The sequence below is a fragment of the Methanolobus sp. WCC4 genome (genome assembly GCF_038022665.1).
GTDB lineage: Archaea > Halobacteriota > Methanosarcinia > Methanosarcinales > Methanosarcinaceae > Methanolobus.
The window spans coordinates 2058560-2081421 of sequence record NZ_CP150629.1 but is presented as its reverse complement, the minus strand read 5'-3'; the positions used below and the strand labels follow the sequence as shown (position 1 = coordinate 2081421).

The 22862-nt window shown below is 43.6% G+C and carries 24 protein-coding genes; 10 read left to right on the top strand and 14 right to left on the bottom strand.

Going from position 1 to position 22862, the window contains the following annotated elements:
* Positions 1-80: 80 nt before the first annotated feature.
* On the top strand, positions 81-815 hold the full coding sequence (locus V7O63_RS09985; protein ID WP_340818363.1) for an NAD-dependent protein deacylase: 735 nt from the start codon (positions 81-83) through the stop codon (positions 813-815).
* Here the strand turns inward: V7O63_RS09985 and V7O63_RS09980 are convergent.
* The 3 genes from V7O63_RS09980 to V7O63_RS09970 all read right to left on the bottom strand — a co-directional run bounded on the left by V7O63_RS09980 (position 797) and on the right by V7O63_RS09970 (position 2502).
* Positions 797-1051, bottom strand: coding sequence for a TfoX/Sxy family protein (locus tag V7O63_RS09980; RefSeq protein WP_340818362.1), 255 nt, complete (start codon positions 1049-1051; stop codon positions 797-799). The two genes, V7O63_RS09985 and V7O63_RS09980, sit on opposite strands and share 19 nt — an antisense overlap.
* Positions 1052-1063: 12 nt before the next feature.
* Positions 1064-1771 (bottom strand): pirin family protein, encoded by a 708-nt coding sequence (locus V7O63_RS09975; protein ID WP_340818361.1) that lies wholly within the window; start codon positions 1769-1771, stop codon positions 1064-1066.
* A 227-nt stretch (positions 1772-1998) separates the two neighbouring features.
* Positions 1999-2502 carry a hypothetical protein gene (locus tag V7O63_RS09970; protein WP_340818360.1) on the bottom strand — a complete coding sequence of 168 codons (504 nt, stop codon included), beginning with the start codon at positions 2500-2502 and terminating at the stop codon, positions 1999-2001.
* 266 nt (positions 2503-2768) lie between these two features.
* Between V7O63_RS09970 and V7O63_RS09965 the strand changes: the two genes are divergently transcribed.
* The 3 genes from V7O63_RS09965 (at position 2769) to V7O63_RS09955 (ending at position 6505) form a co-directional block, all read left to right on the top strand.
* Positions 2769-4031, top strand: coding sequence for a diaminopimelate decarboxylase (locus tag V7O63_RS09965; RefSeq protein ID WP_340818359.1), 1263 nt, complete (start codon positions 2769-2771; stop codon positions 4029-4031).
* A 273-nt stretch (positions 4032-4304) separates the two neighbouring features.
* On the top strand, positions 4305-5876 hold the full coding sequence (locus V7O63_RS09960; RefSeq protein WP_340818358.1) for a S8 family serine peptidase: 1572 nt from the start codon (positions 4305-4307) through the stop codon (positions 5874-5876).
* A gap of 236 nt (positions 5877-6112) precedes the next feature.
* Positions 6113-6505, top strand: a complete 393-nt coding sequence (locus V7O63_RS09955) for a secondary thiamine-phosphate synthase enzyme YjbQ (protein ID WP_340818357.1) — start codon at positions 6113-6115, stop codon at positions 6503-6505.
* Between the two features lie 88 nt (positions 6506-6593).
* Here the strand turns inward: V7O63_RS09955 and V7O63_RS09950 are convergent, their stop codons facing one another.
* The 3 genes from V7O63_RS09950 to V7O63_RS09940 all read right to left on the bottom strand — a co-directional run bounded on the left by V7O63_RS09950 (position 6594) and on the right by V7O63_RS09940 (position 9163).
* Positions 6594-6794: a helix-turn-helix domain-containing protein gene (locus V7O63_RS09950; protein ID WP_340818356.1), complete on the bottom strand. Its 201-nt coding sequence runs from the start codon at positions 6792-6794 to the stop codon at positions 6594-6596.
* Between the two features lie 108 nt (positions 6795-6902).
* On the bottom strand, positions 6903-7319 hold the full coding sequence (locus V7O63_RS09945; RefSeq protein ID WP_340818355.1) for an HIT family protein: 417 nt from the start codon (positions 7317-7319) through the stop codon (positions 6903-6905).
* A gap of 125 nt (positions 7320-7444) precedes the next feature.
* Positions 7445-9163, bottom strand: coding sequence for an ATP-binding protein (locus V7O63_RS09940; RefSeq protein ID WP_340818354.1), 1719 nt, complete (start codon positions 9161-9163; stop codon positions 7445-7447).
* Between the two features lie 217 nt (positions 9164-9380).
* Here V7O63_RS09940 and V7O63_RS09935 point away from each other — a divergent pair, with 217 nt between their 5' ends.
* A complete protein-coding gene (locus tag V7O63_RS09935) occupies positions 9381-10046 on the top strand; it encodes a hypothetical protein (RefSeq protein ID WP_340818353.1) in 666 nt (221 codons plus the stop codon).
* 230 nt (positions 10047-10276) lie between these two features.
* Here V7O63_RS09935 and V7O63_RS09930 read toward each other — a convergent pair whose 3' ends face one another.
* Positions 10277-10471 carry a hypothetical protein gene (locus V7O63_RS09930; protein ID WP_340818352.1) on the bottom strand — a complete coding sequence of 65 codons (195 nt, stop codon included), beginning with the start codon at positions 10469-10471 and terminating at the stop codon, positions 10277-10279.
* Positions 10472-10715: 244 nt separating this feature from the next.
* On the opposite strand from V7O63_RS09930, the gene sfsA reads away from it, so the two are divergent.
* Positions 10716-11453: a DNA/RNA nuclease SfsA gene (sfsA, locus tag V7O63_RS09925; protein WP_340818350.1), complete on the top strand. Its 738-nt coding sequence runs from the start codon at positions 10716-10718 to the stop codon at positions 11451-11453.
* Between the two features lie 378 nt (positions 11454-11831).
* On the opposite strand, the gene V7O63_RS09920 is transcribed toward sfsA, so the two are convergent.
* Together V7O63_RS09920 and V7O63_RS09915 are read right to left on the bottom strand one after the other, a co-directional pair.
* Entirely contained in the window at positions 11832-13181 is a 1350-nt protein-coding gene (locus V7O63_RS09920; RefSeq protein ID WP_340818348.1) for a PqqD family peptide modification chaperone, read from the bottom strand.
* Positions 13178-15289: a M4 family metallopeptidase gene (locus V7O63_RS09915; protein WP_340818347.1), complete on the bottom strand. Its 2112-nt coding sequence runs from the start codon at positions 15287-15289 to the stop codon at positions 13178-13180. Before V7O63_RS09915 ends, V7O63_RS09920 begins: the two co-directional genes overlap by 4 nt.
* A 402-nt stretch (positions 15290-15691) precedes the next feature.
* Here V7O63_RS09915 and V7O63_RS09910 point away from each other — a divergent pair, with 402 nt between their 5' ends.
* Positions 15692-16801, top strand: coding sequence for a transposase (locus V7O63_RS09910; RefSeq protein WP_340817689.1), 1110 nt, complete (start codon positions 15692-15694; stop codon positions 16799-16801).
* A gap of 124 nt (positions 16802-16925) precedes the next feature.
* On the top strand, positions 16926-18326 hold the full coding sequence (locus V7O63_RS09905) for a sodium:alanine symporter family protein (protein WP_340818345.1): 1401 nt from the start codon (positions 16926-16928) through the stop codon (positions 18324-18326).
* Positions 18327-18375: 49 nt separating this feature from the next.
* Here V7O63_RS09905 and V7O63_RS09900 read toward each other — a convergent pair whose 3' ends face one another.
* The 5 genes from V7O63_RS09900 to V7O63_RS09880 form a co-directional block, all read right to left on the bottom strand.
* Entirely contained in the window at positions 18376-18576 is a 201-nt protein-coding gene (locus V7O63_RS09900; protein WP_340818343.1) for a hypothetical protein, read from the bottom strand.
* Positions 18577-19116: 540 nt separating this feature from the next.
* A complete protein-coding gene (locus tag V7O63_RS09895) occupies positions 19117-19440 on the bottom strand; it encodes a hypothetical protein (protein WP_340818341.1) in 324 nt (107 codons plus the stop codon).
* An 11-nt stretch (positions 19441-19451) separates the two neighbouring features.
* On the bottom strand, positions 19452-19775 hold the full coding sequence (locus V7O63_RS09890) for a hypothetical protein (protein WP_340818339.1): 324 nt from the start codon (positions 19773-19775) through the stop codon (positions 19452-19454).
* Positions 19776-19976: 201 nt separating this feature from the next.
* Positions 19977-20309 (bottom strand): carboxymuconolactone decarboxylase family protein, encoded by a 333-nt coding sequence (locus V7O63_RS09885; RefSeq protein WP_340818338.1) that lies wholly within the window; start codon positions 20307-20309, stop codon positions 19977-19979.
* A 139-nt stretch (positions 20310-20448) separates the two neighbouring features.
* The gene (locus V7O63_RS09880) at positions 20449-21360 is read right to left on the bottom strand and encodes a DMT family transporter (RefSeq protein WP_340818336.1); all 912 of its coding nucleotides are present in this window, start codon (positions 21358-21360) and stop codon (positions 20449-20451) included.
* Positions 21361-21455: 95 nt separating this feature from the next.
* On the opposite strand from V7O63_RS09880, the gene V7O63_RS09875 reads away from it, so the two are divergent.
* Positions 21456-21824, top strand: coding sequence for a VOC family protein (locus V7O63_RS09875; protein ID WP_340818334.1), 369 nt, complete (start codon positions 21456-21458; stop codon positions 21822-21824).
* Between the two features lie 175 nt (positions 21825-21999).
* Positions 22000-22764, top strand: a complete 765-nt coding sequence (gene mtaC / locus V7O63_RS09870; RefSeq protein WP_340818333.1) for a methanol--corrinoid protein MtaC — start codon at positions 22000-22002, stop codon at positions 22762-22764.
* Positions 22765-22862 lie beyond the last annotated feature (98 nt).

The following is a 22862-nucleotide window of genomic DNA, read 5'->3' as shown; positions in this document are numbered from 1 at the left end:
TATCTCCCCTCCCCCTTCCTTTTCCTCTCCTCATACTTCCCTGACAAAGCAATATAAACCCTGAATTGTAAGATATAGGTATGAAGAGGCTGGCAGATCTCATTGAAAGTTCCGATAATACTGTTTTCCTGAGCGGTGCGGGTATATCTACCTTCTCAGGCATTCCTGATTTCAGGGGTAGTAATGGCATCTACACAAAATATGATGCTAACAGGATATTCGACCTCGATTATTTCCTGAAGGACCCTTCCTATTTCTATACACATGCCAGGGACTTCATCTATGATCTTGACAGCAAGGAACCCAATCTTATCCATGATACCCTTGCATTCCTTGAGAAACAGGGATACGTTAAAGCTGTGATAACCCAGAATATCGACCTTCTCCACCAGAAGGCCGGCTCTGACAATGTGATCGAGGTCCACGGTTCTCCCTCTTTCCACAGCTGTCTTTCATGTGACAGGCAATATACCTATAAGGATGTTGTGGACATGTTAAAAGAGGAGGAAGTTCCTCATTGCAGTGAATGTGGTGGCCTGATAAAACCTGAGATCACCTTCTTTGGGGAGGTGCTTGATCAGAATGCATTTGACAGGGCTATGGATGCAAGTTCAAAGGCTGATCTTTTCGTGGTCATTGGCTCTTCACTTGTTGTCCAGCCAGCTGCAACCCTTCCTATGTTATCATTGAAGACAGGAGGAAAATTTGTTATTGTCAACAATATGCCTACTCCTCTGGACGGTTACGCCCATCTCAAATATGAGGAGCTTGGAGAGGTATTCGAGTATCTGTCCTCTTATTTCAGGGAGAGATAGTACTCTTTCAGTGCCTTCTTTTCCTCTTCATGGAGATGGTGCCAGCGTATTCCCTGAATGGCACCTTCAAGGGCATAGAGCTTGTTGATACAGGAACTCTCATCGATTGTCATCAGCCTTTCGAATGTTTTCCTGCTACCAAGTTCGATAAGTTCGGCCGGTGTGTTCACTCCGGCCTGTAATAGTTGTTCTTCGACCTTTTTGCCGATATTGGGAAGCTTTGCAAGTTCTCCCATCCGGTCCTGTCCTTATCCTATATATGCACCTGTAGCATCCACCAGGATGAAACGTGCATCAGAATCAGCTTTGACAGAAAGCTTATCGGTCTGGGTTATGCGACCCTGGTCATTCTTTGCCAGTTTCTCTCCCAGGGCTGTGATCTCACCTTCAAGTACATAGATAAAGATAAATCTGGACATATCCGCCAGCAGGTCCACGGTTTTTCCTTCTTCAAGATCTGCCATGAAAATTGTCGAGTTGGCACGCATCTTGACCGCACCCGGGTATCCCTGACCGACAATGGCTACCAGTTCGTTCTTGCGGGAATCCAGTTCAAAGTTCTCTTTTCTGCATAAAGGTTTCATATTCTGCGTAAGGGAAGTGATCCACATCCTGCATAAGCGAACATCGCTGCCTGTGAGGTTCATTCCTGAAAATGAGGTACCGCTACCTGCTGATATGACCTGTACATCACCGGCTCTAAGTACATCCTTTGTTCCTGTGCTGTCCTCATGGGTAAGTTCTCCTTCAAGGACAATGGTCACTATTTCATTATCATTGGTAGACTCGGTATTGAATGCTTTTCCTGCTTTCAGTGTCTCATCATTGAAGACCTTTATATCACCGAAATGTGTGTTCTGCATATCCAGATAATCAGAATAAGAGAAGAGCCAGTAACTGTTCTGTGAGTCGTTGTCAACAAGATGTCTTTCGTCTGCTTTGACTACTTTTATCATTTAGATCTTTCCCGATTTTTTGCTTAGTTTGAAATCAGGGTTCAAGTATTTGACACTTGCCATACTTTGCGTCTTTTTCAGGAGGGAGCTTTTTGTCAAAAGAACTGATAATATACGGAGTCAGGACTAAAGATAAAGGAATGAATTAAAAAGGAAATAAGATCCTCTGCGGCTGGGTATGGTCAATGGGAATTATGAAAAAAGAAAGAGGAGATCAAATACCTCTCTTACTCTTCCACATCAGCAAGCTGAAACACCAGTTCAAGTACTCCGTTCCTGTAACTCCGGGCCATGGTCTCCGGGTCGACATCACATGGGAGGTCGATTACACGGGAATACCCGGTATTGGGTGTTATGACCGAGATCTCCACATGTGAAGCGTATGGATAGTACTCAACCTGTTCTTCCTCAACTCCAAGGTCTGCAAGGAGGATTACTTCGTCCCCGATCTCGCAGACATCAATGAAAGGTTCCTGTTTAAAGATATAGAAGTCTCCCTCGCTCTCTTCCTCATATTCCATGGGTTCAGGCTCGTTATGGCCTTTGAAGCCAAACACAAAAGGCTTCTTCCCTGGCTGGTTGATAAATGTAAAACCATGTATCACTGGTTTTTCACCATTTTCTCCGATGTTACTTGCGAACATTTCCACAATGTGTTCTATCAGTTCATCGATGCTGGTTATCTTATCGTGCGAGTCATCATCACCGGAGTAATGATCTTTTTCGTTCATTTCTATATCCTCTTTTCTAAAACTGGCTTTCGTAAACTGTCCTCTGTAATTTGTAAAATGAAATACGCCCCAATTGTTCTACTATATGCGAACAAGATGTATATATATTCTGCGTTCTAAAAAAGAAATGGGTGTGAGAACTACTATAAAATCATTATCAAGAGACATATCATGCAGATGATGGTCTCACTTCTCCAATCAACTATTTATTGATGGACCGAGTTTAAGGGGAGCAGAGATATGTAGAGTAACGTTGAGGGAGATCAATGGTAGCAAAGACACTTCCATTCACACAGGAAAAGATAACAGAGATGATTGAAAAGTATCCAACACCCTTCCATGTATATGATGAGAAGGCGATCATCGAGAATGCAAGGAAGCTCAAGGAAGCTTTCAGTGTTGTAAACGGTTTCAAGGAATATTTTGCGGTAAAGGCACTGCCAAATCCGTACATCATGAAGTTACTCAAGGCAGAGGGTTTTGGTGCTGATTGCAGTTCCCTTCCAGAACTCCTTCTCGCAGAAAGTACAGGGATCGTTGGTGAGAATATAATGTTCAGTTCCAATGACACTCCTGCAGAGGAGTTCATCAAGGCTAAGGAGCTGGGTGCCATCGTCAATCTGGATGACATCAGCCATATAGAATATCTTGAAGAGACAGCCGGTCTGCCTGAGATAATATGCTGCCGTTACAATCCCGGTCCTCTCAAGGAAGGGAATGCCATCATAGGCAATCCTGAAGAGGCAAAGTACGGCTTCACAAGGGAGCAGCTTTTCGAAGGCTACCGCGTAATGAAGGAAAAGGGCGTCAAGAGGTTCGGTATGCACACGATGGTTGCTTCAAATGAACTTGACCCTGAATACTTCATTGAGACAGCAAAGATACTGTTCGAACTTATAGCTGAGATCTCAGAGGAACTGGACATTAAGTTCGAGTTCGTGAACCTTGGCGGTGGAATAGGTATACCATATAGACCCGAGCAGGATAAGGTTCCTTATGATGTGATCGCTAAGGGTGTCAGCAAGGCATATGATGAGATCATCAGGGCAAATGACCTGCATCCATTGAAGATATTCCTGGAATGCGGAAGGGTCATAACAGGACCTTACGGTTATCTCGTTACCAGTGTACGTCATATGAAGCACATCTACAAGGACTATGTCGGTACAGATGCATGTATGGCCAATCTCATGCGTCCTGCGCTCTATGGAGCCTACCATCACATAACTGTTCTCGGAAAGGAGAACGAGGAAGCCACACAGCTCTATGATGTCACAGGTTCCCTATGTGAGAACAACGATAAGTTTGCCATTGACAGACTTCTTCCGGAGGTCATGAGTGGTGATGTACTTGTTATCCATGATGCAGGAGCTCATGGACATGCCATGGGTTTCAACTATAACGGCAAGTTGAGGTCAGCAGAGATACTTCTGAGACCTGACGGAAGTTTTGTGCAGATCAGAAGAGCAGAAACAGTGGAAGACTATTTCGCAACGCTGGACCTGAAAGGACTTTCCGACTTCGAATGAATATTGTTTTCAATATTCATTTGATTATTATTTTGCTCATAATTTGCTGCTTATAATTTTTGCATCTGTAATTAATGTGTAACTGTATAATTTTTACAAAAATGTCCGTGATAATTTCATAACATTCTTATATGTGTCCATTAAGCTGTTCTACTATTGTTAAAGTGCAGATATATTATTCCGTTTTAAAGCTCCATTTGGTGAAAAACCGGTGATATGATGAATAAAGTACCAATTACGTTATTAATGATCTTGTCGATTCTGCTATCTTTTATGGTGGCACCGGCAAGTGCTGTATCGTCCGATAATGAAAAAGTTCCTGTTCTTATCCAATTCAAGAATAAACCCGATGCCCAGCTTGTGAAGGCAAATGGTGGAGAGATAAAGTACGAATATGATGTTGTTCCTGCTATTGCAGCTGAACTTCCTCTGAAGGCCATCGATGCTCTTTCTAAGAATCCGAATATCGATCTTGTCGAACCGGATGGAATTGCCCAGATAACAGGAGAGACTATTCCTTGGGGAATTGAAAGGGTAAATGCTCCTGAGGTACATGCTCTAGGGTTTACTGGTAATGGAATTAAAGTGGCTATTATCGATACCGGTGTAGACTACAATCACCCAGACCTTGCAGCAAATTACCTTGGTGGGTATGACTATGTTAACGATGATAGTAGTCCAATGGACGATAATGGCCATGGTACTCATGTTGCCGGTACAGTTCTTGGAATTGACAACGATATTGGTGTGATTGGTGTTTCTCCTGATGTAGGTTTCTATGCCCTCAAGGCAGCTAACTCAGCAGGATATTGTTCATGGAGTGATGTTATTGCATCTATCAACTGGGCTGTGAACAATGATGTTGACGTAATTTCTATGAGTTTAGGCGGCTCATATTCCAGCACTCTTAAAGCGGCATGTGATAACGCCTATAACAGTGGCACTGTGGTCATTGCATCAGCTGGCAACACAGGTGATGAAGATGATCCTTCAGTTCTCTCTCCTGCAGATTACGATTCTGTGATTGCAGTTGCAGCTATTGAATCAAGTAATTCCATAGCATATTTTTCATCATACGGTCCTCAAATTGAATTGGCTGCCCCTGGACGATATATCTATTCCACATTGCCTGGATCTTCATATGGCTCTTATAGTGGTACCAGTATGGCCGCCCCTCATGTGACCGGTGTAGTAGCCCTTCTGCTCAACACTGATGTTTCAGGAACCAATCTTGACCTTGACAACGATGGAACATGGGACCCTGCAGAGGTACGTGCAAGACTCCAGAGCACTGCTACTGATTTTGGTACCGCAGGCAAGGATGACTATTATGGCTACGGTCTTGTGAATGCTCTTGCAGCAGTATCAAATCTCGACCAGGCACCTGCAACAGAGGAACCTGCTACAGAAGAGCCTGCTACTGAGGTTCCTGCTACAGAAGAACCTGCTACAGAGACTCCGGTCACGGATCCTGTAAGTAGCATGCACTTCAGTGTGCTTACTATAGACCCCACCTCTACTGTAAAGGCAAACAAACATGTCTTCGCATATGCAACTGCTAAGGCTACTGTAGTCGATGCTGACGGCAACCCTGTTCCCGGTGCAACCGTTTCCGGTGACTGGAGTGGTCTTGTATCAGAAACTGTATCTGCCGTAACAGATGCAACCGGTGTTGCTACATTCCAGTCCAGCCAGTTGAAGAATCCTACAGGTGATTTCATCTTCTCAGCGAACGGTGTTACACTTGCTGGTTATGAGTACAACTCCGATGACAACACCTGCACCATCCCTGTAAGTGACTATTTTAGCAGCACAGCTGCTCTGTCCAGCTATTTACAGAAATAAGGTCGTTCAGCAAGTTTTTAAATAACCCCGGATTTATGTCCGGGACTTTTTTCTATTTATGAAGTTCTTTTTTTTATGTTCATTTGATCTGATATCGTTTCATATTCTATTTTTATGAAAAACAGCATTGGTATATTGTGTACACGTCCTTTCGATGTCACATGTTTCTTGAACTGAATCTATAAGACCCGGTATGATTAAAAGTCTGAAAATGTTATCACTTACTGGTGACAGGTATGCAGGTAAGAACCGGAAAACGGATCGAACTTATCGATATAACGAGCAGGGTCAGGGAATGTGTAGCTGACAGTGGGGTACGTAACGGTATATGCGTGATCAGTACGAAGCACACAACGACCTCGATCATTGTCAACGAGAATGAGTCAGGTATTGTGTCTGATATACTGGACTTGCTGGAAAAGCTTGTACCAGTTCATGCAGGATATGCACACGACAGGATCGACAATAATGCCGATTCACACCTTAAAGCAGTGCTACTTGGCAGCAGTGAGATGATACCTGTGGCAGACGGAAGACCTGTACTTGGTACATGGCAGAGCATCTTCCTTGCAGAACTGGATGGACCGAGGACAAGAGAGGTCACTGTGACCGTGCTGAGCAGTGACTGATGAAGTATCGGGTCGGATGGTCAGCAAAGATAACGATAATACCGGAATGAGAATACAAAAAAGGAAAAATAAAGAATATGAAGAAGGTTTATTCTTCTGACTTCTCGTAGTCAACGTGTGCATAGAAGCATCTTTTTGGAGTACAGACAGCATCTGTGCTCTTGAGCTTCTTGAGGATTTTGCTGACCTCTTTACTCTCAAGACCTGTAAGTTCGGCTATCTCGCCTGGTCTAAGTGGTTTTGCTGCATCTTTAAGCGCATCGAGTACTTTCAGTTCATCATCTGCCATAATTCATTTCTCCTGTAGTTGATATTGTAGTTATTGTAGTTTAAATGGTTCTAGATCGATCTGAATGAATATGATATTCTGGCTTTCCTGAGGAATGAAGGTTGCGTTTCATTCAAAGGACTTGCTTATCTTTTCTGCCAGTTCGGGAAGGTTATCTGTTGAAGGATGCAGTTCAACGATGGTGTGCATGTTACCTTCTCCGTCCCCTGCACGTCTTGGTATGATATGAACGTGCACATGTGGCACTGTCTGCCCTGCTATCTCCCCGTTGTTGATACCGATGTTCATCCCTTCGAGTCCCAGTGTCTTTTCAACCGTCTTAGCGACCCTGTTCACTGAACTGAAGAGTGCTGCTGCTTCCTCTCCGTCCATATCGGTGAACCTGCCGAAATGCTTCTTCGGAAGAACAATGGTATGTCCTTCAGAACAGGGGTATATGTCGAGGAAAGCATAGACGAATTCATCTTCATAGACCTTATGTGATGGGATCTCACCAGCAACTATCTTACAGAATAGACAATCCATATGTATCACCCTCTTCCTTTGATCCTTTCGATATTTAATGATTGTTGTTGTTGCAGGTTGTTCCATAGTATGGATTGTAACGGGAAATACAAGAATAGATTTTACAATACCGGGTAAAATAGGGTTCACATTCCCGCAGGTATCGTGAAAACAAACGTGCTGCCCTTTCCTTCTTCACTCTCAACTGTGATATCGCCGCCATGCATCTCCACGAACTCTTTGACGATGGCAAGTCCGAGTCCGGTTCCTTTGTAGTGGCCATTGGATGAAGATGTAGCCTGTTTGTATGGTTCAAAAATGGACTGTTGCTTGTCTGATGGGATACCGATGCCGGTATCTGAGATGGATATCTGGATGTTATTGTCAACAAGGGCTGAAATAATATCGATATTTCCATTTTCAGGGGTGAACTTGACAGCGTTACTAAGAAGGTTGTATATGATCTGTTTCATCTTGATCCGGTCGGCATTGATCTTAACATTGTCGAGGTCCATTTTTGATGTCAGGTCGATGGACTTCGTCTGTGCAGTGGGTTCAATAAGTAAGATTACCTCATCGATCACTTCTTTCGGGTAAAGTCTTTCAGGTTCGAATTCCATCTGTCCTGACTCGATCTTAGAATTGTCAAGGATATTATTGATCAGCTCCAGCAGGTGTTCCCCGCTTTTCCTTATGTTCTGGACGAAACTGCTCTGCTTTGCATTCAGATCTCCTGGTCTACTTTCAAGAAGAATATCGGAAAAACCAAGAATTGAATTAAGAGGTGACCTGAGCTCATGGCTCATATGCGCAAGGAACCTGCCTTTGTTCTCACTGGACTCCTCTGCCAGTTCCTTATCCCTGAAAAGGCCGAGTTCGGTTTCCTTACGTCTGGTAACATCCCTGCCGATGAGCAGCAGACCCATGAGAGAGTCGTCAGATGCGTATATGGGACCTCTGATAATCTCGACTATCTGTCGTTCCCCATTGTCTGCGAAGACTATCTCCCTTTCCTCAATAGAGAGTTCTCCAATGTCGATAACCTCCTTTTCCTTCTCTCTCAGGGAATCTGCCAGTTCTTTGTCAAGGAGATCATAGTCGGTCTTTCCAACTATATCCGCATTTTTTGCACCAAGGAATCGTTCGCACTTCGGATTACATTTGATGTAGGCACCATTCGGATCTTTAAGTGCAACAAGATCAGGAATGGTGTTCACAAGCTCACGAAGTTTTATTGCACTTTCCATCTGTTCCTGCTCGGATCTTTTGCGTACACTGAACTGACCTATATTCTCTGCAATCGTTCCCAGAAGATCCTTTTCTTTAGTAAGCAGACATTTCTCCCCTGCATCAGGGATCTCATGGGAATAACAGAGCTCTATGAATCCTTCCTGTGATCCGTCTATGAAGATATTCCGGGATATTCTCATATCGGTAGGTATGGGATCACCCGAATTTACACTGATATCACCCAGTACTATCCGTACACCTGTCAGGTCTGCATAATGCCATGTGGAATAGATGCTGTCAGCTATGGTTTCAAGTGTTTTGTTGAGAGGATAGTTCTTTCCTATTGTTGCTGAGACCTCGTAGAGACAGTTAAGTTCCTTTACTCTCTCATCGAGTCCTTCACTTACTTTGTTGACCTTGTTGACCATTCTGGAAAGAACAAAACCGAATCCCGTGAAGAGTATCAGTACAAAAGACCTGATGTATATCTCGTGTGCCGGTACATCAGACAGAAGCAGGTCAGAAAATGTTCCTGTTCCGTCATAGTATATATAGAAATCTAAAAGTGAATCTATTAACCAGAAAAGAACTCCGACTACAAAGGAGGTCAGTATTATCTTATGATCGGAACGCATGTGTACCTGGATCTTTTACATCATGGTATTTATTTACAAATATACTATTATATCAATATAATATTATACTAATACACTATTCCTATTTAAGAATGCAAGTAAAATTAAAATCCTGTATATCATTCTGTATACAATAATTCGAATCGAGATTATCTGTACATATATCGATCTTTCATGAACATCTTCTTTTTATGCTGAACATACCATGCTGATCAGTATGAGAGTGGATACTGAACGGTTGGATGTCAAAAAATTAGCCCGTATTACAGTTGCTATATTCATATTGCTTGCATTCTCTAACCTGTCACTGGCGGAAATGGCAGATGAGATCAAGAGCGAACTGGATGAACATGATGTATTACCATCCATGTTGAGTAAGGACGCTGAGAATACGAAAAAGACTGAGGATACCAGACGTAATAGTGCTCCTTCCGGTTCAACAGGTACCAGCTCAACAGGCTCCGGTTCGAACACGGCTGTCTCAGGAACTTACACAGAACCTGTTAAGACCGACCTTTACAGCCAGATGAAGAGATACGTCGGCTACTACAATGCCGGTATCGACGAGGTTCCCGATGCTGTGAAAAAGGTTGCAGGGAATGATGTGATCCTTCTCGATATCGATATGAACGACAACAGCAACATGAGGATCAAAGTGGTCACAGAGGATGGCCTTATCACGGAGTTCAGGAAGATATCCGGCAGTGAGGATATCGACCCTACAGTAACCGTCACAGGAAAAGAGAACGCTATCCGTGGCATACTCAAAAGTGATGACCCACTGGCCTATCTGGGAATGTCCCTTGACAATGGTTCTATTGACATCGAATGCAAGGGCTTTTTGAAGACGGCGGCACTTTCTGCTTTGAAGGCGGTGGTGTGAGTTGTTTATGATACTTGCCGTTCTTTTTATTTACAAATGTCTGAAAATAGCTCATTGAAGATTGATTGCCAGTTCATTTCAGATTTGAATGTTTTTTAGGATATAAGTATGTTCTTGGTTTCTACACCTGTTAACAACTATTGAGTAGGATAATTTGGTATTGAATACTTAACTCACATTGAATATTCCAAGTAATTTTTTGTATCTTTGTATATCTATCTTATTTTTGTTTATACTCCATTAAGCATCATCAAGAAGTAGAGCGTTACTAGTCCTCCTATAATCATGAGGAGAATTTTAATTATAATCGAAAGTGTTTTCACAACTTTCTCTAAAAGTATGCATACTAATGCAGCAACAAACAAAGATACTAAGATTTCAACTATCCCTATCTCAGCAAAATTTAAAAAATCAATATTTTTCATCATTTTGTTCCTCTGCTCATACCATCTATTTTATATTGATATTTATAGAATAAAAATTTATTTCTATACTAATATAATGTAAATCAAAACAAATTGAATTTCTATGATTCTTTTCCTTTTTTAGAATTATTTTATACTTGCTTGCTTAATGCAATAACCAATTGAACATGATATGCTACAGATATGTCCCTCATCCTCTTCACACAACCTCTATATCGAATCCACACAAATCATAGAAGCATTCATGACCCCAAACACCCATCCACAGGTCCTCAATATCCACATCGACACCGAAGGTACATTCATAGAACGTCCGAACCGTTTCCTTGCCATTGTCGAGATAGAGAACAATGGCATCAAAACACATGAAAAGGTCCATGTGCATGATCCAGGCAGACTGCTGGATATACTCTATCCCGGAAACAGGGTACTTTTACGCAAGGCCAGCAATCCGAACAGGAAGACCGGATGGGATATGATAGCTGGCAGGTCCGGTGACAACTGGATACTCATCAACTCCGCATTTCACAGGCAGATATCCGGATGGGTGATCGAGAACGGTATCATCGATGACCTGAGCAACGCAGATAGTATACTGCCGGAGCAGAGATATGGGGACAGCAGACTTGATTATCTTGTCCGGAAAGATGGGAAGAGTACATGGATCGAGGTCAAGGGTTGTACACTTGCAGGGGGCAGGGTCGCCTCGTTCCCGGATGCACCGACAACGCGTGGAAAGCGTCATCTTGAGGAACTGATAAAGGCAAGGTCGGAAGGTCATGATGCTGCGGTGATCATACTGGTTCTCAGACCGGAGGCGGAGTGTTTCACGGCCAACGGTATCATTGACCCTGCATTTGCGGATACTTTCGAAAAGGCTCTGGAAGCAGGTGTAAAAGTATTCCCGCTTCAGTTCTCATTTGAAGGTAGCAATATACATTATCTGTCACAACTTCCACTGTGTGACAGGGTTTTGTATTGATATCATAAAATGGAAAATTATCTTCGTAGAAATTCTGTTTATATAAGTGAAACAACATTGCTCTTTTAATTTCCATAAAAACAACCGATAAACTAAAAACAAAATAACCATCCGCCGAAGGCGGCACATTCCTATGATGCTATACAGAAGATGCTTCCACATACTTGTATTTATACTGAGATCTCTACAGAATGCCTGCAAAGAAAGTACAATGCATTATGCAGATAATTCTGTATCTTCTTATGGGAAAGCGCCGGCTTCGCCGTACCCTTCGGGATCGGTCAAGTTATCCATGGGCTACGATCGACCATATCGATCTGACCAAAGCGACCTGCTGTGTTAGAGTTTAAATGGCAGGAATTCTACAGAGCCGGAAATTCATTTTTCATTAACCAGCCAGCAGTGACAGTTCGACTGGAACATGTCCCCGTGTGCAAAGTTGGCGGCAATACAGCTTCCTCTGCAAACAGGAAGCCAGCTACACTCCTGGCAGCTTCCCTTCACGTCAGTTGCTTTCAGGCTCCTGAAATAGTTGAGGAAACGGGAATTGTCCCATATCCATCTGAAATCATGTTCCCTGATATTCTCTGCATCTGCTCCTGAGAAGTAGTTGCATGGAAGTACCTCTCCACTTGAATTCACAGTACAGTATGATATGGCTCCGTCACATCCTATTCTGGTATCATTATCTATTCCCTGTTCTGGTGGAGGGCTGAAAGTACATTCGAACTCCATTGGTGCAATGTTGAGACCGTCCTCATCCCTTTTAGAATGCAGGAACTCTGTCAGTTCACCCATTCTCGCCGGCGATACTTCCAGTTCATCAGCGTACTTCCCACGTCCAAATGGTACAAAAGGCAGTATGCGGAATGTCTGCACTCCCATGTCCTTTGCCATTTCATAGATATGCGGGACATCATCGATGTTCATGGTGGTCACTGTCACGGCTAGAGTGACAGGAACACCTGCCTTTTTCAGATGCTCTATACCTTTCTTCGTTCTCAGCCACGAACCAGAGTGCTGCCTGAAATCATCATGGATGGCAGGCTCGGATGAATCGAAGCTCACCTGTGTAGATGCTCCTATACTGGCAAGTCTCTGTGCTGCACTTTCATCTATCAGGGTTCCGTTGGTGGCTACCTGTATCAGAAGTCCTTTTTCAGTAGCATATTCAGCAATATCGAAGAAGTCCTCTCTTACCATTGGCTCACCACCGCTGAGGATAAGCTGTCCGATACCGAACTCTGCGAACTGGTCTATCAGCCTGTGGCATTCATCAAGGCTTAGTTCATCCCTGCCTGCTTCTCCTGCACTTACGACACAGTGCTTGCATCTGAGGTTACATCTTGAAGTAAGGTCCCAGAGAACACCGGCAGGTGCAGGTACTTTCCAGTAGTTCAGTCTTCCTTTGCGCCACCATAGCACTCCGTCCCCGGTGAGTTTCTCAAGCAGGGGTGCACTCATGGCATATGCGGTGTCACTGTCGGTCCGGTAGGCGGTGGAGATGTCATTGATGATCTCATCAAGTGTCCTGTACCCGTCGCAGAGTTTGAGCATCCAGAAGGCGGCCTCGTTCAGTTCGTTCTCCTGTCCGGTCAGGGGGTTCCTGATGACCCATAGTTCATCCTCTTTGTTGATGCGGAAGGGGAAATATGGCACAAGCTCAAAGCTATCTGAAATAGAAAAGTTTCCGGGATCATCTCCCGGACTGTTTTTCAAGTTGCTCACTTAACTTCTCCAAGCAATACCAGTGTCTTCTTTCTCCAGTCGTTGATCCTTGTGGCTGAGATGCCCAGGGTCTCTGAAAGTTCAGAGATGTTCTTCTTGTTCTCTGTTGCCTTAAGGAACTCACCAAGGGTCGAGATCGACCTTGCCTTGAAGAGTGCAGCGATCTCAGGACCGATTCCGACTATCTCTATTATGTCCGTCTTCAATGAGATGACAGGATGTCTCACACGTATCTCAGGTGTATATGGCAGTGGGTCAGGTCCCGGCAGACAGGAAAGCCCCGGTGACGGTGGACATGCAACATATGGCGATGGTGGACATACAATCATAGGAGATGGTGGGCACACGAAGTCAGGTGCAGGCGGGCAGATATACGGTGCCGGCGGGCACATGAAACGAGGTGATGGAGGGCATACCAGATGTGGTGATGGTGGACAGATGAATGGTGCTATCCAGCATGTTATCGGGCATGTGACTGCCGTACCGATACCCACAGCAGCAAATGCATTTATGATGCTTGCTCTCCAGCGGGAATAGTGCGGGTTGGTCGAGTAGAGGTCATCCAGTGAATCCAGTACCGCATCTCTCATGTCACTGAAATCGGAACTTGAGACAAGGTGTGTTGTAAGCGCCTGGTAATACAGGAGTCCAAGCACATCGTTTCCTAGCCCTTCACATATCCTGATACCTCTGTGTGTACCACCTGTTGCGATAAGGTAAGCGGCCTTGTTCATTATACCGCTGTTTATGTGTACTCCGCCATAGTCTGCTGTACCGGTATACTTATCGTCCATATGGTCCGGCTGATGACCTGCAATAACACTGTCTATAGGATCAGTCGGGTCATACTGACCTCCGTTTGTCGGGTCTTCAAGGTTACGTGATCCAGGTGCGGAAGCCAGCAACCATGCATCCTCTCCGAAGAGCCAGTTACCTGCGATAAGGCAACCGAATACATCGGACATGGATTCGTTCAGGGCACCCGATTCCCCGCTATAGACAAGGCCGGCGGTGTACTCGGTCACAGCATGTGTCCACTCATGAGCAATGATGTCAAGTGCACATAGAGGGCTGTAGCGTATTCCGTCTCCGTTTCCTATCTTGACATAACTGCCGTTCCAGGATGCATTGTTCCAGTCGGTACCACAGTTCGCATAGATGTGCATGTCGGCACCGGCATCATCATAGCTGTCACGTCCGTGTACGGTGAAGAAATAGTCGAAGACAATCCTCGTGTAGAGGTGACAGTCGATATCCGGTCCCTGTGCTGCTGCTGACCAGTTGTTATTATTATCCTCTGAAACATCGGCAGGTGGATATCCTCCGTCTGCGTCATGTGTGACAACCCTTGCAGAAGTTGGGACACCCTGATCCTCCAGCAGGTAATTTCCTGCACCGTGGTCGTGTACCGTATTGACAGTAACAGCTCCTGAGTATCTTCCGATACCTGAACCCGTGGTGCTGGTATGTGTCTGTTCATTGTTAAACTTCCAGAGGACCTTGCCATCCAGTGCATCGACAAAGTACTCCCATTTAGCAGGTGTATCATCACCTGCAAGTGTCTTGTCCATACCATTGACGGTCACATGCCAGACAAGATGCGGTGTTTCCACGAACTGGGTCAGCACCATGAGTTTTGGCTCTGCATGGATATGGCTCTTAACATTATCCTTCTGGTCACCAAGGACCTCTTTCATCGCCTGTTCAGCACTTATCTTTGGTTTATCAGGCAGATCGATAGCTGGTACCAGTTTACCAGTGGTTCCCTTTATGTTGCTGTTGGCATCAATGTGAACAATGAGCTCGCTGCCGAATACAGGCAGGTCCTTGTAGACCTGTTGCATACGGACATGTTTTGCACCTATCCTGTCCGTATCTATTCTTTTCAGGACCATTTCCTTCTGAACGGAATCTAATAAGAATAGTCCCTTGTTAGCTTCTATAAAGTCGAAAGCAGCTCTGCCCGGGTCCTGCTGTCCGATACTGGTAAGTATTCCTTTCAATCTTTTCGGACTTCCGGTCCTTTCATCCCATTTTACCTCAAGAGCAGGATTGACCTTCTTAAGCCCTTCTAATATCTCTTTTTGTTTCCTGATGGGTTCATACATACCCTATCTTCCCCCTATAGTTCACACTATCAGTTTGTTCTGGATTATATCGGGGATCCGGATCAAATGAACAGACTTAGAGCACCCCCGCTAAGCTCTGTATTTGCACCTCTCCCTATTATAGGTCATATCTTATAATTTATAAAGTTTACTCTCACTACTATTTTAAGATATGGATCTGTCCTGTAAGAAGATCTATACATGCTTGCTATTGATTCTGGCATCAGGGCAATTTTTGTGGATCAGGATGGGACGGATATATCTAAAGTTTGATATTGAGTCCATCAAATTAGAATTTTGACTTAAAAGCTTACCTCTTTTTTCTTTAAGACCTCGCCCCCCCCCCCAAAAAAAACAGTAGCTAGGTCAATAGATTCATATAGTATAAATTTGGCCAGTCTCATGGAGGATATTTGTACTGTGTATAAAGGAGTCCTCTTTGAGGACTCCATTCGAAACTACGTTGGTAAAGATAATGTGTCAATTTGCCGGTTGCTACATTCTCTTAATATCGATGATATCGCACAGCATGTTGAAAACAACTACTATTCCAATAAAGACTGGCATTTCAAGTATCGTGTTTCTTCTATGATAAAACTCACCATTGTCATGTGTTTCAGAAAACTCTCATTTGACAAAACTATCTCATCGCTAACAGATGAAGAAGCTCTGCTTCTTCGTTTTGTTAATACGAACGATGATATTTCAATGCCAACTGGAGCAACACTTCACCACTTTGTGAAATACAGGTTAGGAGAAAATGGATTCCGGGAAATAATGCAAAAAGTAGCTTCGAGAATACTAGATCTAACATCTTCAAAGGACCTAAAAACAGATTCAACACCTATTGAAGCTTCTAGGTACGACAAGCATAGTGATTATAATCCGCATTATAACTGTAAAATGGATAAAGCGCATATCACATTAATCGGAACTTGTCCATTGTACATGACGTATACAAAGGGACTGGCACATGATTCTCCACAACTGGAACAGCATATTGAGTTCTTGAAAAGATTGAATCCTGAAGTTGATTCATATGCTTTGGATGGTGCATATGATTCATTCACTAACTACGCAGATATCTGGAATGATCTTAATGTGAATCCTACAATATCCCTTCCTTCTGATGCTGTTGTCAGTGAGGAAGGAAGAATAGAGAGAATCAATCATTGGATGAACAAGATGTGGAAAAGTGGGGGAGACCCCCACTTTCCACTTAACAGAAAATTGAAGTTCCTCTACAAACATGGAAGGTCAAAGCAAGTTGGAATGTATCTAAGAAATCAGAACATGGAGGATGCAGAATTCCAGAAGAAAAAAGGGACAAGACAAGATTGTGAAAGGTTTCACAAGCATGTGAAGCATATTCTCAAATTTGATGTTAGATCAATCAGAAAAGGAAGCAGAGAACTCTATGTTACCATGAACTTTGTTGTTTATCAATTGATGCTGATTGCAAATTTGCAAAACAAGGTCAAAAATCCAAATTCATTTGCAAATTATGTGTGAGAAAAAGCTTGTCAAATTAGAATGGAGAAAAAGATGAGCTAATTTGATAATCTCGATATTAAAGCTGAAATTTATGAAATACTTATATATGTAACTCCGTTCATAAACTTTAACGGAGTTATGTATGGGTTTACTTGATGTGATAGGGTATCTGCCGGATCATTCGTCTATGCTTGCATATCTCACAGAGATCGACCGCTTAGTATGGGGTCCGCCATTGCTGGCCTTATTGGTGGGAACGGGATTCTTCTACACATTCCGGCTTGGTTTTCTCCAGATCATCAGATTACCCCTTGCCCTGAGATATGTCACCTTGTCAGGAAGACCTGAAAAAGGATCGTTGGGTGACATCACCAGCTTTGGTTCATTGACCACTGCACTTGCAGCCACGGTGGGAACTGGTAATATTGTGGGTGTTGCAACAGCAATAAAGACCGGAGGACCCGGTGCTTTGTTCTGGATGTGGGTGGCTGCATTCTTTGGAATGGCAACCATGTATGCAGAGTGCATGCTCTCGGTAAAATACAGGACCTTCGATGAGAAGGGACAGGTCTCCGGCGGTCCCATGTATTATATAAAAAATGGTCTTGCAGACAGGTCTTACAGCGGCCTGCTCGCAAAGATCTTCGCTGTTTTCGGTATCTTTGTCGGATGTATGGGAATAGGCACCTTCACCCAGGTGAATGCTATTGTAGATTCCGCGAACATAACATTTGATATCCCTGTGATCTACACCGGTGCAGTTGTCACCATACTGGTATTCCTTGTGACAATTGGTGGCATCAGGAGTATCGCAAAAGTAGCGCAACTGGTGGTCCCGACCATGGCCACTGCCTATGTGCTGGGTTCGCTATTGATATTGTTCCTGAATATTGAGCAGATCCCCTCTGCAATTGCCCTGGTTATCAGGTCGGCATTCACCAGGACAGCAGCAACAGGAGGTTTTCTGGGAGCATCCATCATGATGGCGATACAGCTTGGTGTGGCAAGAGGTGTCTTTTCTAACGAGGCTGGACTTGGAAGTACGCCCATAGCAGCAGCAGCAGCTAAGGTCACAAGTCCGGTAAAACAGGGTCTTATTTCCATGACCGCGACCTTCTTTGATACAATTATCGTCTGCAGCATGACAGGACTGGTGCTCATCATCAGTGGTTCATGGAAAGGTGAACTTGCCGGAGCCTATATGACAAACTATGCATACACATCCGTACTGGAAAATGCAGGTACCTATGTGGTGGGAGTCGGACTGATGTTCTTTGCATTTACGACCATTCTCGGATGGAACTATTATGCTGAACGTTGTACCGAGTTCCTATTTGGTGTGAAAGCCATACTACCTTTCAAGTTTGTCTATGTACTGATGGTAGCGCTTGGAGCGTTCCTTACTCTGGATGTCATCTGGATACTGGCTGACATATTCAATGGTCTGATGGCTGTCCCTAATCTGATAGCTCTCATAGCATTGAGAAAGGTCGTGATATCAGAGACAAAAGAATATTTCGCTGAGATGGAGAAGGGTTCCTGACGCAATACAATAATACTTCTCTTCAGAAAAGCAGCTAAAAAGGCGATATCTATTGTTGCTTTTCTTTTTTCTTTTTCTCTTCTTCTTCCACAGTGGTATTATCGCACCATGCATCGACCTCAAGGTCTGACGCACTCTTGGTTTCGTCACTCTGCTCCGGGACCGTACACCATGTATCTATCTGTTCATCAAGACTGGGAATCTCAATATCCTCTACTTTCTTTTCCTTTTTTTGAGTCCTGTCGTCCATATGAGACCTCCTATATCGATATCTATCCCAATGGTTCAAAAGTCTTTTTACATTAACGGCTTTAATTCGTTCAGTCATCATTCTTTTCAGACCGGTATTTACTGTGTTATTAAAATAGGACAGAAACACGAATTAGTAAATAGTCTTATATATTATAAAGTCAGATATAATCTGCCGACAAAGGCAAAAGAAGGTGAAAAAATGGATATAGCAACAAAACTGAGATATGGGTTGATAAACCTGAACCATTTCAGAAGATGTATGATGAGTAGAATGAGCTACCAGCTATCATCATACGGTAAAAAAGGCGCGGATATCCCAGCCTTCAAAATGAGACCGGTAAATGCGTCCCCCTTACGCAATATCGATTCCATCTTTACGAAAAACGAACTGCCATCTCTCCAATAGATGCCGGTCTCAGGATTCTTAAAGGGAAAGATTCCAATGGGTGCATGCTCAGCACCCATCTCCTCCATCTCTTTTTAATATCTGTCGTAAATGATACGATGAACTTGACTATGAACTATAGTAATGTGTGATCTATAGCTCATCGAACTCTATACTTACTCTTCCTGACTTCTTAGCGAGGTTCTTTGAGAGCATTCCGGTTTCCATCCTGCATACATGGAGGATTCCGGCAGGCACAAGGCAAACAGGTGTGCACTGTGCTTCCTTTGCCATGTCTATGACATAATTGTCTTTGATGTCCATGGTCTCCATCATGGGGATCTCCATGTGTGACATCTGCTTGATCTTCTCGCATGGTGTATCTATATCTATTATGATATTCGCGCCGTCAAGTTCTCCCGTGACCTTATGGGTGAACCCGCAGATAGCTGAATTCACAGTTACCGTTGTTGACATTCGAACCCTCATCAATCAACGTTGAACTCAATGCTCACTCTTTCGGACTGCTTTGCAAGGGTCGGGGAAAGCATACCAAGTTCCATTTTACATACATGCAATACTCCTGCTGGTACGATACATGTGGCACAACAGTGGTCCTGTGCCTGGTCCATTACATAGTTCTCCTTTATGTTCAGGGTCTGCTTCTTTGGTATCTCCATGTGAGCTATTTTGGCAACCTTGCTGCAATCAGTCTCGATATCGGTGATGACCGTCTTTCTTCCTTCAAGCTGTCCTGTTATCCTGTGGGTGAATCCACAGATTGATGAATTGACCTTTACTTCAGATGGCATGTGTATCTTCCTTTATCTTTCCTTTAGCCTGCGGCCTGTGGTAACAGAATTCAATACGAATCATTGAATGTGAATGGTTTTAAAAGCTTGCGTCAAAATTAAAAACTGGATGTTTTTCAGCAGTACCGTTCGCTGTTAGCTGAATATCCAGTAAAATGGAGGAATGTGTGAACAGGACACATTCCTGTATTGATATGGTAATTATTCCTCATCGCCACAGCAGGTACAACTAACGTTCCCCTCAAGGATCTCCTTCCAGTCACCGATCACGTCATGTGTCCAGCAGTCATCGGCACCGGCTGCCTCTCTCATGGTAAGTGCAAATATGTAGGACAGGTCCTTTACAGTGGCTCCTGCTTCCAGTGCACCTTTGAAGTGTTTAAGGACACATGGTTTTGACCTTGCTTTGATGGACAGCGCAAAACAAAGGTACTGGTATGTTTTCTCATCGATAGGTCTCATCTCAGCATAGAGTTTGTCTATCTCGTCAAGTTTTTCAGTAAATTCAGGGAAGAATTCTTCAAGCATTCTCATGATATTTATCTCCAATATTTTTCGCAGTTAACACTGTTGATCTGGCAACTGGAGTTTAATGTCAGCACCAGATACTTCAAAATATGTTGAAATGGGTATATAAAACTAATTATCCGGTCAGAATACCTGAAAACGATTCTCATACCTGTATTTTAAAATACTTTCCGAATATCCCCGGGCTTTTTTCCATAACTGCAACATATGCTCCAAGAAGAATGAAAATGCATCCTGTCATCGTACTTGCAAGTAGGGGTGTGTGGAGTATTGTCACGTCGAAGAAAATGCCGCTGACAGGCTCCAGTAAAGCCAGTATACTGCCTTTCTGAGCCTCTATCTGCGATATGCCACTGATGTATAGCAGAGCAGCCAGGGCCGTGTTCACTACACCGAATATTATCAGCAGGCTCAGGTTATCAGCAAGTACTGGAGCTGAGACCCTTCCCGCAAATGGAAGCAACAGGATAACTCCTATCAGGGTGAACCAGAACAATTGGGCAATACTTGAGTGATCATCTCTGGTATAGCGGATAGTCACTATCAGGCTTCCAAAGGAAAGACCGGAGAGCATGCCTGAAATGATACCAATGAAGTATCCGTTGCCGGTTGAGAATCCTTCTGTAACATTACCCATATCGACAATGAACACCAGTCCTGTTAACGATAGTATCAGTGCCAGTATTCCTTTACGTGTGATCTTTTCCTTCAGTACTACCGGTGAGAGAAGTGTCACATACATCGGTGCAGTGTAGAGCATCAGTATGGCTACTGAGAAACTTGTGTACCTGATGCATATGAAATATGTGAAAATAGTACATGTGTTTATGAGCCCGAGCAGTAACAGGTAACGTTTCTTTTTTCGGGGTACTATCCCGGACAACTGCCCTGTGATCATTATGAAGATCAGCAACGCAAGGACACCGAAAAGTTGCTTATAGAATATCATCGGCCCGGTGGGTACGGCTTCCAGGTGATCGACAAAAACACCAAGGAGTCCGAAAAGAACAGAACCACTTATTAGTTCAAAGTAGGGTTTTTTGGATCCCGGGTTCATTGAATGGGAAACGGCAGAGTATACTATAAAGGATTTGGTGACCGGATACAAGATCATTTATAATCATGGACCTTATTCTAAAAGGGGTTAATACAATGGCAACTTTTGTTCACATAGATATACCTGCAGATGATGTTGAGCGCTCAAAGAAATTCTATGGCGACCTCTTTGGCTGGAAATTCGAGAAACCAATGCCTGATATGGATTACTATCTCTTTGAAAGTACCGGTCTTGATGGTGAAGCTGGTATAGGGGGTGGAATGGGTCTTAGAGGAGAACCGGAACAGCGTATGACCAGTTATATCGGGGTTCCTTCTGTAAAGGAGTATGCTGAAAAGATAGAAGCAACCGGCGGGAAGGTCCTTAACCAGATGCCTGTTCCCGGATGGGGTTATCTTGCTATATGTCTGGATACCGAAGGCAACATCTTTGGTATCTGGGAAGAAAATAAAGACGCAAAATAGTTCTCTACCTTAAAATTTCTATTCTTTTTTAGACGTTACCTTTACATATCAGATCTACTGTTAATATAAGCCGTTAGTAATTTGTATATACATTATCTGTTTGCTATCGCAAATTGCTGCCTGTACTCAGGCACGTACGACCTTATAGAAAACGAATCTCAAAAACGGAGGCTCAATGCTGGATATAGATCCGACAGGTATCGTTGTCAGATACAATGTCATACTCGAAAGAGAACTTACACCTGACGAGATAGCAAGAGAACTTTTCCCTTCTGATATACTACTGCGCAATATTGTCGAGTCTGTCTATGAAGGCGATGAGGATGAGGTTATTATTGCACTTAAAGAGGCGGTAAATGCCGGGAAAGATCCTTTTGACCTTATTGATGATGCCCTCATAAGAGGTATGGATATTGTCTCCCAGTTGTATGATGATGGTGTACTGTTCCTTCCGGATGTTGTCATAGCATCCCGTGCGATGAGTGATGGCATAGAATATTGTAAACAGATATCCGGAAAGGCCCCTGAATATAAGGGAACTGTTGTCTCTTATGTCGTCGAAGGGGATATCCATGATATCGGGAAGAAGATACTGACCGTACTCCTGAGGTCGAATGGATACGAGGTCATTGACCTTGGAAGCGATGTTCCTATTGACGAGGTGATCCAGGCAGTGCTTAAGTACAGGCCTATCATGCTTACGGGCACTTCCCTTATGACAACTACAATGTATTCATTTATGGAGGTCAATGACCGTTTGCTTGAGAATGGCATAAATATACCATTCGTATGTGGTGGCGGTGCTGTGACCCAGGATTTCGTCATGAAGTATGAACTGGGGATATACTGTGAGGATGCTGCTTTTGTTCCGAAGATAGCGGACATGATAATCGAGAACAAGGGTATTGGGGAACTAAGGGAGAAATTCCACGTACATTGACATTTGATCAATTGGAAGGAACAGGTGGCTCACATCCAAACACGCCCCTTCTTGTGTAGATTGGATTGAAGGAAGTACAACATTCAGACGGGAGCCAA